This window comes from Halorubrum shenae (assembly GCF_051194165.1).
In the GTDB taxonomy this organism is placed as follows: domain Archaea; phylum Halobacteriota; class Halobacteria; order Halobacteriales; family Haloferacaceae; genus Halorubrum.
On record NZ_JBLZNI010000029.1, the window covers coordinates 1 to 15,451 of the forward strand.

Sequence of the window (15,451 nt, forward strand, 5' to 3'; positions counted from 1 at the left end):
CCGTCCGTGCCATCGTTGGCGGTTGAATACTGTTGGTCGGCTTCATCCCCGCCCTGAAGGGCGAGGCTTTCGCCTCGAATTTTCCATAATGTTAAACTCTTTCGGGAGCGCCGATCTGGCTATCGCTCACAGGCTCACGTTGTCGGGAACGATCCGCACCGACTCTCCGGGCCGGAGGTCGAACGCGCTGTCGCCGCGCCCGTCGTTCACGTCGCACTCGACGTAGCCGTGACTCCCGACGGTGACGAGCCGATCGCCCTGATCGACCGCGCCGAACGTCTCGGCGACCGGGGTGAGTTCCTCGTTGATCCGGACCCAGTCGTGGCCGCGAATCAGCTCCCCCGGGACGTTCGTGACGACGTTCCCGAACCGGTCGATGGCGAGCACCTCGCCGTCGACGGCGACCGGGTCGCCGGCGTCGTCGCGCTCGACGGTCGGCTCGGGGAGGACGAGGTCGACCGGGTCCGCCGCCGGCGAGAGGTCGTCCATGGCGGCGAGCGTCTCGGAGACCTCTTCGGGCGTGGCATCGGCAGGGCCGTCGCCGAGCGCCGTCCGGATCCGGGCCGCGACCGGCGCGAACACGTCGCGCCCGTGGAACGTCGCGCTCGCGGGGTCGCCGGTGTCGACGACGAACGCCTCGATGTCCGGCTCTTCGGCTTCCGCCTCTTCGTCCTCCTCCCCCGCGAGCGCTCGGGCCGGCGGCATCGCGAGCCCGTTGTCCGGGGCGACGAGCACGTGCGAGCCGGCGCGGACGACGAGGGCGTCGCGGTCGGTGCCGACGCCGGGATCGATCACCGCACAGTGGACCGCCGGCGGGAACTCCGGGAGCACGAAGCGGAGCCAGAAGGCGGCCGCCCGCGGGTCCCCGCGCGGCAGGTCGTGGGCGACGTCGATCAGCTCGGCGTCGGTGTGGCGTCGGATCACGCCCTTCATCGCGGCGGGGTACGGCGAACCGAAGTCTGAGGTGAGCGTTATCATAGCCGATCGGCGGGACGGCTGGCTCTTAAAAGGCAGGAGAGCGGACGGCGGCTGATCGCGGGAGGCCCTCAAGCGTCGGACGGCTCGTCGCCTATCGAGTCGGTTTCGGCGATCCGGCGGATGCGCTCGACGCCGTCGACCTCGCGGATCACGTCGACGACGGCGTCGGGGACGAGATCGGTCCAGTCGCGGCCGTGGATCATGCGCTCGCGAAGCTCGGTCCCCTCTAGCACGTCGCGGCGGAACATCGGCGACTGGCGCACCTCGACGCCGGCCTCCTCGAACAGCCGGACGACGAGCGGGTTGTTCGAGTACGCCACGTCGAATCGGGGCGTCATGCTCTGCACGTGGCTCACCCACACGGAGTTGCGGTCGAGGTCCTCGATGGGGACGACGTAGGTGGTGGCGTCGAGCTCCTCGACGGCCTTCGTCACCATCATGACGCGCTCGCCGGCCGTGAACGGGTTCCGGGTGGTGTGGGAGTCCCCGGCCGAACCGATCCCGAGGACAAGTTCGTCGACCTCGGCCGCGATCTCCTCGACCATGTGCCGGTGACCGTTGTGAAACGGCTGATACCGCCCGATGTAGAACCCGCGCATGGATACACGTAGCGGGAGGCTCGTTTATAAACCTCGTGGGAGCCGTCGACGGGAGCTAACGGCTGTTTTAAGCCGTATCACGGCTGTTTTTCCAATCTCCCACGGATCCCTCGCGGGGAGAAAGTATATCAGTTGCCGACCCTTCCTTTTTGATAGCGAACCCCGATTCTATGAGCAACGAAAAGGACGCGAACGACCCGCCGACCGAGGACCCTGAAGCGCCGGACGACCCCGGCGATGAGGCCTCGGACCCGGCGGGGAACGGCGAGGACGCCCGCGACGACGGCGTGCGAGCGCCGCCGGACGAGGGCGTCGACGCGCCCGCCGATGCCGGCGACCCGCCCTCCGAGGAGGAGGCGACCGTCGACGAGCCCACCGAGTCCGACGAGGACTGGGACGATGGGATCGTCGTCGACGGCCCTGGGTCTGACGGCGCTGAGACGGGCCGCGAGGAAGCGAACGGCGCCACCCACGAGGGTGTCACCGAAGCGAACGAAGACGGCGACATCGACGAGCTCGGCAGCACCGTCGAGGTCGAGGGCGCCGAGATCGACGAGGATCCCGACAAAGACGACCTCCTCGGCGGGCTCAATATCGACACGACCGCCGAGCTCGAGATCCCCGACCGGCTCGTCGACCAAGTCATCGGGCAGGAACACGCCCGCGACGTGATCATCAAGGCGGCCAAGCAGCGCCGCCACGTGATGATGATCGGCTCGCCCGGGACCGGGAAGTCGATGCTCGCGAAGGCGATGTCCGAGCTGCTCCCGAAAGAGGAGCTGCAGGACGTCCTGGTCTACCACAACCCGGACGACGGCAACAAGCCGAAGGTCCGGACCGTCCCCGCCGGCAAGGGCGACCAGATCGTCGACGCGCACCGCGAGGAGGCGCGCAAGCGCAACCAGATGCGGTCGCTGCTGATGTGGATCATCATCGCCGTCGTGTTGGGCTACGCGCTCATCATCGTCGGTCAGATCCTCGTCGGCATCATCGCGGCCGGGGTCGTCTACCTCGTCTTCCGCTATCTGAACCGCGGCTCCGACGCGATGATCCCGAACCTGCTGGTGAACAACGGCGACACGAAGACGGCGCCGTTCCGCGACTCGACCGGCGCGCACGCCGGTGCGCTGCTCGGCGACGTCCGGCACGACCCGTTCCAGTCCGGCGGGATGGAGACGCCGAGCCACGACCGCGTCGAGGCCGGCGCCATCCACAAGGCGAACAAGGGCGTGCTGTTCATCGACGAGATCAACACGCTGGACATCCGCAGCCAGCAGCACCTCATGACGGCGATCCAAGAGGGCGAGTTCTCGATCACGGGCCAGTCCGAGCGCTCCTCGGGTGCGATGGTCCAGACCGAGCCCGTCCCGACCGACTTCGTCATGATCGCGGCCGGGAACCTCGACGCGATGGAGAACATGCACCCGGCGCTCCGGAGCCGTATCAAGGGGTACGGCTACGAGGTGTACATGGAGGACACTATCGAGGACACCCCGGATATGCGGCGGAAGTACGTCCGGTTCATCGCACAGGAGGTCGCGAAGGACGGCCGTCTACCGGAGTTCTCGGCGGAGGCGGTCGAGGAGATCATCCTCGAAGCCAAGCGCCGCTCCGGTCGGAAGGGCCACCTCACGCTGAAGATGCGAAACCTCGGCGGGATGGTCCGCGTCGCCGGCGACATCGCCCGCGGCGAGGACGCCGAACTGACCACCCGCGAACACGTGCTGTCCGCGAAGGGGCGCTCGCGCTCCATCGAACAGCAGCTCGCGGACGACTTCATCGAGCGCCGGAAGGACTACGAACTACAGGTCTCCGACGGCTACGTCGTCGGTCGCGTCAACGGCCTCGCCGTGATGGGCGAAGACTCCGGGATCATGCTCCCGGTGATGGCCGAAGTCGCGCCCTCGCAGGGACCCGGTGAGGTCATCGCGACCGGGCAGCTCAAGGAGATGGCCCAGGAGTCGGTGTCGAACGTCTCCGCGATCATCAAGAAGTTCTCCGACGAGAACATCTCGGAGATGGACATCCACATCCAGTTCGTGCAGGCGGGCCAACAGGGCGTCGACGGCGACTCCGCGTCCATCACGGTCGCGACAGCCGTTATCTCCGCGCTGGAGAACGTCGGCGTTGACCAGAGTCTCGCGATGACGGGCTCGCTGTCGGTTCGGGGCGACGTGCTCCCCGTCGGCGGCGTCACCCACAAGATCGAGGCGGCCGCGAAGGCCGGCTGTACTCGGGTCATCATCCCGCAGGCAAACGAGCAGGACGTGATGATCGAAGACGAGTACAAAGACAAGATCGAGGTCATCCCGGTCTCGCACATCAGCGAGGTCCTCGACATCGCCCTGGAGGGCGAAGCCGAGAAGGACTCGCTCGTCTCCCGGCTCAAGTCGATCACCGGCTCGGCGCTGAAGGAAGGCGGCGTTTCCGGTCCGTCGAGTCCGAGCCCGCAGTAGGTCGCCGTCTCCCTCCCCTTTTTATTCCGACGGATCGAACGCCGCACGATGAGCGGGAAACCAACCGTCGGCGAGTATATGACCCGCGACGTTGAGACCGTGAGCCCCGACGAAACGGTGAGAGCCGTCGCGCACCAGATGGCCGAAAGCGACGGTCACAACGGGTTCCCTGTCACGCAGGGCCGGACCGTCGAGGGATTCATCTCGGCCGCTGACCTTCTGCTTGCCGACGACGAGGCCCCTATCTTCACCGTGATGTCTAACGACCTCATCGTCGCGCATCCGGACATGAAGGTGACAGACGCGGCGCGCGTGATCCTCCGGTCCGGGATCCAACGGCTCCCGGTCGTCGACGACGCCGATAACCTCGTAGGGATCATCTCGAACACGGACGTGGTCCGTTCGCAGATCGAGCGCGCGACTCCGAGCAAGGTCGGCAAGCTGATGCGCACGCTCGAGCAGATCCACGGCGTCGGGCTCTCGGAGGAGCGCCGTGAGATACGCCTTACCAACCTCATTCCGACGCAGGCGCGGGTGTACGCCGACGAGCTCGAAGGCCGCCAGTACGAGTTAGAGCGCGGGCTCGCGGAGCCGCTCGTCGTCATCGACAACGACGGCACGCTTCACCTCGCCGACGGCCACCACCGCGTGATGGCGGCTCACGAGGCGGGTATCGAGATGATGGACGCGTACGTGATCGTCCCCGACCGCCCGCTGGATCTCGGCATGGCCAAGACCGCCAAGAAGGAGGGGCTCGACCATATTACCGACATCGAAATCGTCGATTACGCCCGTCATCCCCTCGTCGAGACCACGAAGCGGCTGCAGTGATCGCTTCAATAACTTCCGTCCTCACACCGACGACAGGTTTTTCAGACCTCGCAGCGAAACTGTAGGTATGAGATCCCGAATCAAAGGCGCGCTGTCCCGGGCAAAGTACGCGGCGATCGGGGCGGCGGTCGGCGCCGCCGTCGGCGGACTGATCAGCCGAAATGCGGCGAGTACTGGCGGCGCGCTCGGTGGACTTGCGGGCGCGACGGTCGCAGACCTCCGGAGCGGTGCCGGCGGCGTCTTCGCGGACTTCCGCTCCGATGGGAACGACGCGGACGCGGACGAGTCCGACGACTCGCCCGCGACGATCGAACTGGCCGACGAGTAGCGCGTCGGGTTCGGTTTCCGCTCAGGTTTCCGCTCAGTGTTCACCGCGTTGCTCCCGCCGCTTCGGGAACGCCTATTCGACCGGACGGAGTAGCCACCGGCAATGACCGACACCGACGACACCGCGGGCGCGGGCTGGTCCGCGAGCGGTTCGCCGACCGGCTCCGACGCTACGGGAGACGGGGCGACGCTCCGCGCCCGAATCGTCGGCGGCGAGGCCGACGAGCCACGCGACTGGCCTCCTCTCGCGGTCGACTCCGAGTTCGCGGACTCGCGCGACGACTACTACGACCGCCTCCACGAGGCGTCTGTGACAGCGACCCGGGAGGCGGTCCGCGAACGCGAGCGCGCCGACGATTAACAGCTCGTCCACGCGGTGCGGGCGATAGGAAACAAACCGAACGCAAATGCTCATATTATATATATGATTAAAATTGGGTGAGGAGGTATGTGTGCCTCTGACGCTTCGCTGGATACCATTTTGAGTGGTATCCAATTTCTAATGTGTTGGGCCGATTAGTAAGTGTTAATCCAATATATACACCTGTTTGCTATCGTCCACACATACATATCGGGTTCCACAGCAAACACAGATAACACTATGTCGACTGCCGCGTGGGATCACTAAAGCAGAGAAAGAAGTATCGCAAATAACAAAGTTAATATAATAGATGTGTAAAATAACAAACCAACAAACTCAATTAATCTCATATCCAAATATGTATCACGTTATTGAGCGATACAGCGCTCCAGACCACCAATACTGAAAGGTATGCTACGTTACTCCAGGTCTCAATATTTTGTCTCGATTGTGCAACTTCGGGAAGCAGGTATTCACCCAGGAAAAACAACAGCACTAGTGACACCGACGAGAGAAAGAATAGCCCGGGGATGACACCGAGAGTCTCGATACTAAGTACGACAATCGGATTGGCTTCTCGCAGTCCGATGCTCAGCCCATAGTACGTAAGGCTCGCATCTATAGCTCGTACTAAGACCAATCCGATGAGCAGCGGATATTTATTTTCTGCGAGTACTGCGATATTGCCGCTGGTAGCACAATTAGTGGGTGCCACGGCTCCTCGCACCATGTCAGAACTGCTCTACAGGTTGAGCCCCAATACGCTGGTCTCTGACCAGCATGTCGATCTGATAACCTGACTCAAGGCGCTGAAGTGTCGTGTCAGATTGCTTCTCTAACTCCCGTATTCTCTGGGTGAGATCGATGTATCGGCTATTATCTTCCAGTTCTGTTTTGTCGAGATTCGTTTCTAACGTGGCTTTTCTTGCGGCAAGCGAGAGTAGTTCTGTCACTGAAGCTTCGTATGTTAGAACCAACTCCGAAGCTTCCACAGCTTGGAGAAGCTTTCTTCGGTCAATCGGCTTGAGAAGGTAGTCGTCCACATCGATGACCGCTAGTTCCTCGGTTGGCTGAACAGCTGTCACCATAATCACCTGCTGGGTATCACTTCTTTCACGAATTGATTGCAGCACGTCTTTGCCAGAGAGTCCCGGCATGCGACGATCTAAAACGACGATATCGATGGACTCCTCAGCGACGATCTCCAATGCACCTTTTCCAGAATAGGCCACATGAACCTCGAACTGCTCCCGGAGCCAAATGCCAAACAAGTCGGCGAGATTTTCTTCGTCTTCAACGATTAGAACGGTACTGGAATGGCTCATCCGTTTTCACTCACACCTCCCGTTCGACGATCACACGTACCGTTGATGCGTACATGACGGTCACAAGTGCATCTTGAAAGAGAAACTCCACAGAAGGCATATGACTGGTCTTGTCGACTGTACGAGTTTTAAACAAGCCATCTAACTTGTCTGCATCTACGAATTCGAACACGGGAGGGGATCTACTGAGTTCCGGCCAGTCTTCGACGGCTTCCATGAGTGTCTCAGTAACCGCCTCCGAAACGCGAACAGGTCTATCAAATTCGCGTACAATTTGTGAATCCGTACTCCATCCCGTAGGTGCAGACTCCCAGTGGGGAGAGCTTTTGGCCATACATCTTGAATGTGTCCTATATTGATACGTCTTCTACCCACTAATATCGGGTTACAAAATTTAATACCTATATGGAAAGGTTCGATATTTACAGCAAGTTCTCCGAATATCCACGGGCAGAATAGTCTGAGTGCCTCAGAACGCGTTCCTGAGGCAAGTCACGGTTCCGTTGTATCCCCATAAAGAGTCGTAAGCAGATTAGACTCAGCAGCTCGAAGATGTTGGTTGAACGTTGACTGTGCGATATCGAGGGTTTTGGCAATCGACGTCGAATCTGCATCCCGCGGCCAATTAAAGTATCCTGCGTAGAGTGCTGTCTGCAAGACTTCTTCTTGCCGGGCGGTAAGAGCCCCATCAAGACGCGCTGAGAGGGAAGTATTGGTTTCTCCCCGCTCACTATCCAGTTTGGATAACAGGGTGAGATCGCTGTAGTCTTCTCGAAGTGAACTCAGATACCTCCCAACATCGACCGTGAACGGCACAGTTACTGACACAACCATCTCGTTGGACTCCGAAGCTTCGGTGATCTGATTTATTGCAACTCCTTGGTCGGTCAGTTTCTCGCAAAGGCTGCTATTCCGTATCGGAATTTTGCAGTGGATACCATTTCGAGAGTTGCTCAAAATAACTGTCTCTGGATCAAAACCAGCAGTTTCGAACGCCTCGGGAGTCACGTTTCCTCCAGTTAACCGTGCGAACAAGAGATTATGTGGACTATCAGTTAATACATTCAAAACTTCGAGATCCGTGTTCTCATCCGAAACAAGAGTTGCAAGACCAGTATCGTCCTTAAACTGAACCTTAAGGATTGTACCACCACCTGATAGAAGCGCCACCCTCTGGCGGAGTGCTGATATCCCGTGGCCTATTATCTGACCGAGTTCTGTGAGGGCTGTCACCTCTTCTTCAGCGAAGGCGTTCGGAAGTTTAGAATGGACTTCTAATACGCCGAGGATAGAAGACTCGCTCTGTAGCGGCACAGCCACGATCGAATTGACTCCATTTTTCAGTGCGTCTTGTTCCCACTCTGTTTCGGAGCGAGCGGTCATTAAGTCGCCCTCCACAACCGAATCTTCAATCCGGTATGCCCGTTCAGCAGGTGGCAATGTAGAGTTCCTCCGTTGGGTATTGTCATCCGCTGTATTGTCCTCAGCCCCCACTTTTTGATATGTGAGCGACTTTGTCTTGGCTCTGACCTCAATCGTATTCGTATTAATATCTTTTTTGCCGATCCAGGCCCCACTAACCAGATCCAGATGAGCTAGAGCATTACAGACCTCTTGCTCCAGTTCATCTCGCGTATTTGCACTGATAACCGTGGCACTTATCGACCGTATTAGTGTGTTGATGCGATCCAGTCGTGTCAGCCGTTCATTTTGCTCGTTTAAACGCTGATCTCGTTCCCGAAGGGCCGTTTCTTGTGCTGCCCGTTCGAATGAGCTTGCTGCGTTTGCTGCTAACGTTTTTGCCAATTTGTTCTTTCTTGAGGGAATCTCTGGCGTCGTGGTCATCCCCACCAACAGAACCCCCTTTTCTAGTGAGTAGAGTCGCCACGACGAGAACTCCTCTGTCAACCACTGGCGTGACCGAGTATCTGCAACGTCTTCGGGAGCCAACTGTTCCGTTCGAGTCACGTAGGTCGTCCAGACTGGTGTGTCTCCTTCAGAGATGGTGGGAAGTTCGATTTCAGCAACATCCTCCATAGATGAGTGGGCTATTGGGGCCAAGCGTCCCGTGTTCTCTTCTCGTGTATATATCGCGGCAAACTCGAATCCGAGTTCACCGACTGCGGCATTTGCCACAGTCTCGCCGATGCTACGTTCCGAGTCCGCTGTCATTAGATCGCGGGAAACCGCATGTAGGTCCTCTAGCTGTTGTTCATACGCGTACCTCTCTGTAATATTGTGGTAGTGTTCAATCCGCCCGCCTGCATAAAGACCAGTTTGAATTGGCCCGCTCCAATACTCCAACCACTGCTGCTCTTTTGAAGCCGTTTCAGGGATACGGACGATAGCTTCAACTTTGGAGTTCATATTCTCTAGAGAATGAGTTACGAGGTCAGACAGTGTTTGCTCCCCTGAGGTATATTCTTGGTAAGATTCAGAAGCAATTCGACTGTAGTCAGACCCTTGAATATCGTCTCTGTCAACTCCGAGTAATTCTTCCGTAGTTTCGTTTGCCCACACTACTTGGCCGTCGCGATCAACTACAACGACTCCTTCCTGTGATGTGTCTAATACGTCTTCAGTCAGTGACTGGTATTGCTGTTGTTCCCTGCGCTCTGCTGCTGTTCGTTGCAGGCGCTCAATAGCCACTCGAAAATCCTGATCTGGCAGGTTCTGGAGATATCGTTCGACTTTGTCTTCGAGTTCTGTGATTTGGTCCGTGAGTGACTGGTATTTCGGGCTCGTTTCGAGGGTATCTGCGTCCATAACGGCTTCCAAGGTCGATTGGCGTTCTATCAGCGAGAACAGTTCTTGCAGGTCCTCGTTATACTCCCCACGAGTGAGCATCTGTGAGATAACGTCTTCGAGGTCGGCAGCTTCAACGGGTTTTTCGAGATACGCATCGAACCCCATTTTGACAATATCGAAGTCCGGTGTCACCGCAGAGACGATAGCCACCTGACAGTTCGACTCATATTGTCTGAGTCGGGTGAGAACCTCTCCACCGGATAACCCGGGCATCATCCGATCCAGAAGGACGAGATCGACGGTCGAATCGAACGCTTCCAAGGCCTCTTCGCCAGAGTACGCAGTTTCGACAACATAGCGGTCTGCGAGCCACTCTGCATATAGCTCCGCTAAACTCTGGTCATCCTCAACGACCAGGATTTTTGTGTTTCCGTTTTGGGTCATAGTCTAAGACACGATACCCGGTTTTTGTGAGTCTTCTCGAGCCGGTTGGGTTGGGATTTCCAGCGTAATATCGCTCCCATCTTCCGATGTTTCGACCGAAATCGACCCACCGACACGAGTCACCAGCGCCCGCACCATCCACAGTCCGAGTCCCTGACCGTGACTGAGCGGCGTTTCTTCGCCGGTTTCAAGCAGACTTGTCTCCATCTCTGGGAGTCCAGGCCCGGTATCGGAAACGCAGATATCTACCCACCGTTTATCAGGTTTCGAGACACTGATCTGTACGGATGGCTGGCCGGTTTTATTCGCCGTGATGGCATTATCGACGAGCTCAGAGATGGCTTTGTCGAGACCATTCGGTACCTGGGATTCGGTATCGTGTTCAGTTGCGACAGTGACACTTGCAGTAGTATATTCTTCTTCTTTTTCTGTTCGAATATCCGCAATCATTTGTTCAACCGATCGGTAGGTAGACAGGTCACTCTCGCTTGTGAGAATCTTTTGCAGCTCTTGAGTCTTACTGGCCATTCTTTCCCACTTGTCAAGGATTTCCCGGATCGTCGCTGCCTGCTGTTCACGGGTGTCCGTATCTGTACTCGATTCAAGTAGCTCGACGTACCCTCTAAGCTTCGTCAGATCATTTCGGATATTGTGCCGCATAATCCGGTGTAAGACTTGGACGTGCTGTCGACGCTGTTCTTGAGCCGTGATATCCCGTGCCTCGAATACGAGGAAGCTAAGTTCTCCATGTTGGTTCGAAATCGGCTTAACCGAGAAGTCGAAGGTCGCGAGTCCATCAACACCTTCTGCTTCCACGTTGAACCGAACGAACGAACCCGAAGTTGCTTGACTAATTGCCTGTCTGATTTTATTTTGTACTTCAGACGAATGCGAAAATATTCCGCTCTCCCAGAGTGGCGTACCTCTGCTCTCGTCTACCTGCATCCCACCGAACTCCGTGAGGGGTTCGTTTGATTCGAGAATGTCACCGCTCTGGTCCAGTAGTCCCGTTAATTGGAACGTTTGATTGAATACGGATTCGAACTTTTTTGTCTGACTTTTAATCTCGGTGATATTGCGGATATATAACAAGAACCCACCAATTGCTTGGTCGTGGAATAGATTCCGTCCACGTGCCTCTACCGTGATCCACTCGTTGGCTCCAGTTTTTACTTGGAACTCTAGCTGAACGCTTGAGTCGGAGTCCTCAACGGCAGTGAAAAAGTCCTCCATTACACGGTCCCGGTCCTCAGGATGGATATGATCAAAGATGCTCTCTTGTTCTAGCTGAGTTGGATCATATCCGAGAACTCGTTCAGTAGAGCCACTAAGATAGGTGAAACACCCATCACGATCTAAGACGGACACGACGTCGACTGATTCCTCAACGAACCGCTCCGTCCTCCGCCGCTGTTGACGCCGGTTAGTGAGATCTCTGATGACCATCCCATACCCCAGAAACGCTTCTTCTTCAGTTTGAAGCGAGACGTATGAGACTTCAGCAGGAAACGACGATCCATTCTGACGGACACGTTGTCCTTCGTGAGTACTTTCTCCTGCGAGAGATGCCTGTGTTAATAGCCGATCAGCAATCTCACGCTTTTGCTCCTGTTCAGGGTGTAACTCCGCTACTGGCATACCGATCGCAGCTTCCTCGTCATATCCAAAAATGTCGGCTGCTCCGTCGTTCCAGCCGTCGATCTGTCCATCGTCATCGAGAAGTACGAAGGCGTATTCTTCGAGACTTTCTGAGAGAATATCAAACCGCTTCCGTTCCTGTTGAATCTGCCGAACCCGTTGTTTTTCCTCTGTTATGTCTGTTGCAATCGCGATAAGCTTCTCTTCACGTTCGTCATCGTGTCTCAGAATAGCATCTGTGTGCACCCATCGTGTTTGTCCGTCTGTATCAATGACCCTGAAATCCACAGATAAGCTATTAGTGTCACCAAGTTGGTCCAATAAATCACGAACACGGTCCCGATCTTCTGGCGCGACGATCTGCAAGAACTCTTCTTTGTTGTCCGGATCGTGGCCAAATAAATCGATAAGCGTTTGGTTGAATGACATTGTGCCCGTCTCGAAATTCCACTCTGCGATACCGGTGTCCGTTCCAGAAAGAACCAACTCGAGTTTCCGGTTTTGTTCTGCCAGGCTCCGAGTCCGTTGCCTCCGACCTGTTACGTCCTGCTGTATGCCAATAAACTTCGAAAGCGTCCCATCCGCATCAGTGACTGGCGTGACAGACAACCGATTCCAGTATTCACTCTCGTCTTTTCGGTAGTTTTTCAGCTCTACTGTCACCGGCTCACCGGCTGCAATCGCCTCCCGAAGCTTCGATATTTCCTCTGGGTCTGTCTCGGGTCCCTGAAGGAAACGTGGATTACGACCTAAGGCGTCGTCCTTCTCATAGCCGGTAATGTCAGTGAACCCTTTATTGACGTACTCGATCGGATTGTCCTCCTGCTGTGGGTCGGTAATCATGACTCCAACGTTCGAGGAATCGATCGCTTGCTCCTTGAGTTCGAGTTCACGTTGCCGTTCCTGTTTTGCAGTTTCATCGCGCACAGTACAGACGAGGGCGCCATCATCAACGATGGTCAGGGAGAGCTTGGCCGGAAACGTCGTTCCGTCCGGTCGGGATCCGGTTACTTCGCCCCGCCAGTGCCCCTCCGACTCAAGAACCGGGAAGGCTTCCGACTCAAGACGCTCCACTTCCTCTTCGTTATAGAGCATCCGCCAAGAGTTCCCGAGGAATTCGTCCGTCTCATCGAACCCATACATATCGACGTGTGTCTCGTCGATATAGGTGTATTCTCCATCTTCGAGAATGGCGAATCCGTCTTTCGCATCTTCGACGGCCTGCTGGAACGTCTCTAACTCGCGACGTCGTCGCTCACGGGGAGTAATATCACGGCTAGAAACGACGAGCGATTCGACTCCAGATTCCCCTGCCACGGGACGGATCGTACCCGTAATGAACCGAAGGTCACCGTCCTGATCCGGATGTTCAGCCTGGAAACTAACATACTCGCCAGCAGCCGCTCGTTCGATCCAGTCTTTTAGGTCTTCTTGTAGATCCGAGGAATGCGACCACCAGTCTCCTTCCCAGAACGGTTCCCCCAAGATATCGGATTTGTCGTTCGAAACGTAGTCTAGTGCTGTTTCATTGACCTCAATCGTCTCACCATCAGTTTCTAATAACCCCACCAGCATCTCGGGGTCTTCGAACACGGACTCGAAACGCCGCTCGTTTTTTTGGAGTTCCTCTTGGCGTTGATGCTTTTCAGACACGTCACGGACAACACAGACGATTCGATCGTCTTCCAAGCGTGTCAGAGATAGTTCGGTCGGAAATTCTCCCTTGCCTTCTGGAGATGCAGTTACAGTACCTCTCCACTCTCCATCGGACCAGAGGGCTGACATAGCTTCACTCTCGATACGTTCTACCTCAACGGAATCCGTATACAACTCACGCCAAGTCCGACCGAGTAACTCGCTTTCGTCCTCGAATTCGTACATCTCGGCATGTGTTTGATCAATATACGTGTACTCCTCGTCTTCCAAGATAGCGATCCCATCACTCGCACTCTCAATAGCGGACTTAAATGACTCCAGGCGACGCCGACGTTCCCGGTCTTCCGTCACGTCTCTCGCGACAGTATGCATATAGCCCGTCCCATCGCGCTCGATACGACTGTTCGAGAACTCTACATCGATTTTACTGTCGTCACTCCGAAGCAGTTTCGCTTCAGTGGTTACTGGTTCGCCGGCTAAAATTTCGTCGTGGTGGTCCTGATAGGCATGTAAGTCGACCTCTTCGTGAAGATCAGGGATGCGCATCGAGAGAAGTTCTTCTCGCTTGTACCCGGTCAACTCGCAAGCAGCCTGATTCACTCGGACGAAATTCGCATCTGAATCACTAATGAAAATGGCATCGTTTGAGTCTTCAAACAATGTGTGAGTCCAATCACGTTCCGCCTGTAACTGCTCCTGTCGTCGGATTCGTGAGATTGCCGCTTCAAGATTTGAAGCGACCAGTTTCGCTACTTCTGAGTCATTCTCCGTAAACACATCCACCTCAGTAGCTCCGACGCTCAAGACGCCGAAATCTGAGATTGGCACAAGAATTTCGCTTCGAATCGGGGTGTCTGAATTATACGTGCCGTCGGCCTCATGGACATCGTCGAACGCTTCCGGACGATTCTGTCTGTACACACGCCCGGCGAGAGAATCAAGTGGAAGGATAGGTGCATCGCCAATCACCTCTTGTGCCTCAGTTGATTCGACGATTGGGTGGAGTTCGTTTGCCTCCTCATCGGATTCCCAGATCGCCGAAAGAGGCGCATCAAAATTGAGTTCCAACATTCGGACGGCAACAATGGAGGCGTCCTCGACCGAACCCGTCTGGTTCAGTTCCGAGGACAACTCGAGAAGTCCCGCAGGTGTGTGTTTCGTGTACGCGTCTCCATCGCTCATAGCTACAAGTTCGATGTTCTACAGTATTATATCTTCGCTCAGAGAACCGTTTCATATCGGGTACTGTAAATTGAGTTCTATAGATATAGGGTACAGCTATTCACTGGTAAGAATCAATTGTGGTAGTAAGATGTCGACGGAAGCAGTTGAGATACTTGGGCAGAAATACAGCGTTGACATACTGCGGGCGGCCAATAAACCTCGATCAGTTAACTGGCTAAGTCAAGAGCTAGAGATCCCGATTGCTACTTGTTACAGACGTGTGAAGGAACTCTCTGAGAATATGTATTTAGAGGAGGTCACTGCAGACGAGAGCAGGGGCAGAACACAGTACTGTCGAACGGCGGATAGTATTGAGGTCAATCTCGCATCTGATCTATTAATTAGTGCCTCTCGGTCCTGGGAAACTCGAGAAGTAACAAGAGATACTATACCGTTAGATTCCGTTGCGCCCGATGACTTCTCCCAAGCGATTGATGTTGTCGAAGGCTACTTTGAGAGTTTGATCGACGATGTTGCTGTTCATGCACCTGTTTCTCGTCGGCAACTTGTGGCGGTGCTGGCACGAGCCCAGCTCTCGGGTCACCAACTCGCCAGCGACGGGCTCACCGACAACGGCGACATCGTCTATCAGTCGAACGACGAGACACTTTTTTGGCTTGACAGTGGCTTTTGGAACAATCTGTATGGGCTCCACCGCCTAGTCCCCGACGAGGGGCGGGCAGCAAGAGAAGTCCACCGTCGGCTCATTGAGACGGTCGGCGGCGACGTCGCCGACTACAATCGCGAGCGTGATCCGTTTATCCTCATCAAGCGGAGTTCAACTAACCGTTGACATCCTCCCCGCGCTGAAGCGCGAGGATTCCCACGGCACCGTACCGCTGGGTTGGGATATTGTGGTTTACG

At 56.2% G+C, this 15,451-nt stretch carries 11 protein-coding genes and 1 pseudogene; 5 read left to right on the forward strand and 7 right to left on the reverse strand.

Features of this window, described 5'->3' with window-relative positions:
* Positions 1 to 126: 126 nt before the first annotated feature.
* On the reverse strand, positions 127 to 978 hold the full coding sequence (locus ACNS88_RS16980; RefSeq protein WP_435100341.1) for an SAM hydrolase/SAM-dependent halogenase family protein: 852 nt from the start codon (positions 976 to 978) through the stop codon (positions 127 to 129).
* A gap of 68 nt (positions 979 to 1,046) precedes the next feature.
* Positions 1,047 to 1,577 (reverse strand): nicotinamide-nucleotide adenylyltransferase, encoded by a 531-nt coding sequence (locus ACNS88_RS16985; protein ID WP_435100344.1) that lies wholly within the window; start codon positions 1,575 to 1,577, stop codon positions 1,047 to 1,049.
* A gap of 170 nt (positions 1,578 to 1,747) precedes the next feature.
* Between ACNS88_RS16985 and lonB the strand changes: the two genes are divergently transcribed.
* The 4 genes and pseudogenes from lonB to ACNS88_RS17005 form a co-directional block, all read left to right on the forward strand.
* Entirely contained in the window at positions 1,748 to 4,033 is a 2,286-nt protein-coding gene (gene lonB / locus ACNS88_RS16990; protein ID WP_435100347.1) for an ATP-dependent protease LonB, read from the forward strand.
* A 48-nt stretch (positions 4,034 to 4,081) separates the two neighbouring features.
* Complete coding sequence (locus ACNS88_RS16995) at positions 4,082 to 4,864, forward strand: CBS domain-containing protein (RefSeq protein ID WP_435100350.1); 783 nt, start codon at positions 4,082 to 4,084, stop codon at positions 4,862 to 4,864.
* Positions 4,865 to 4,931: 67 nt separating this feature from the next.
* A complete protein-coding gene (locus ACNS88_RS17000) occupies positions 4,932 to 5,192 on the forward strand; it encodes a hypothetical protein (protein ID WP_435100353.1) in 261 nt (86 codons plus the stop codon).
* A 102-nt stretch (positions 5,193 to 5,294) separates the two neighbouring features.
* Positions 5,295 to 5,549: pseudogene (locus ACNS88_RS17005) on the forward strand (NOP5/NOP56 family protein); the annotation flags it as partial.
* 349 nt (positions 5,550 to 5,898) lie between these two features.
* Here the strand turns inward: ACNS88_RS17005 and ACNS88_RS17010 are convergent.
* The 5 genes from ACNS88_RS17010 to ACNS88_RS17030 all read right to left on the reverse strand — a co-directional run bounded on the left by ACNS88_RS17010 (position 5,899) and on the right by ACNS88_RS17030 (position 14,545).
* Positions 5,899 to 6,282 carry a DUF5658 family protein gene (locus ACNS88_RS17010; protein WP_435100356.1) on the reverse strand — a complete coding sequence of 128 codons (384 nt, stop codon included), beginning with the start codon at positions 6,280 to 6,282 and terminating at the stop codon, positions 5,899 to 5,901.
* Between the two features lies 1 nt (position 6,283).
* Entirely contained in the window at positions 6,284 to 6,877 is a 594-nt protein-coding gene (locus ACNS88_RS17015; protein WP_435100359.1) for a response regulator, read from the reverse strand.
* A 10-nt stretch (positions 6,878 to 6,887) separates the two neighbouring features.
* Positions 6,888 to 7,211: a HalOD1 output domain-containing protein gene (locus ACNS88_RS17020; RefSeq protein WP_435100362.1), complete on the reverse strand. Its 324-nt coding sequence runs from the start codon at positions 7,209 to 7,211 to the stop codon at positions 6,888 to 6,890.
* A 158-nt stretch (positions 7,212 to 7,369) separates the two neighbouring features.
* Positions 7,370 to 10,069 carry a helix-turn-helix domain-containing protein gene (locus tag ACNS88_RS17025; RefSeq protein ID WP_435100365.1) on the reverse strand — a complete coding sequence of 900 codons (2,700 nt, stop codon included), beginning with the start codon at positions 10,067 to 10,069 and terminating at the stop codon, positions 7,370 to 7,372.
* A 3-nt stretch (positions 10,070 to 10,072) separates the two neighbouring features.
* Positions 10,073 to 14,545 carry a PAS domain S-box protein gene (locus ACNS88_RS17030; RefSeq protein WP_435100368.1) on the reverse strand — a complete coding sequence of 1,491 codons (4,473 nt, stop codon included), beginning with the start codon at positions 14,543 to 14,545 and terminating at the stop codon, positions 10,073 to 10,075.
* A 430-nt stretch (positions 14,546 to 14,975) separates the two neighbouring features.
* On the opposite strand from ACNS88_RS17030, the gene ACNS88_RS17035 reads away from it, so the two are divergent.
* Positions 14,976 to 15,380, forward strand: a complete 405-nt coding sequence (locus ACNS88_RS17035) for a DUF8048 family protein (RefSeq protein ID WP_435100371.1) — start codon at positions 14,976 to 14,978, stop codon at positions 15,378 to 15,380.
* Positions 15,381 to 15,451 lie beyond the last annotated feature (71 nt).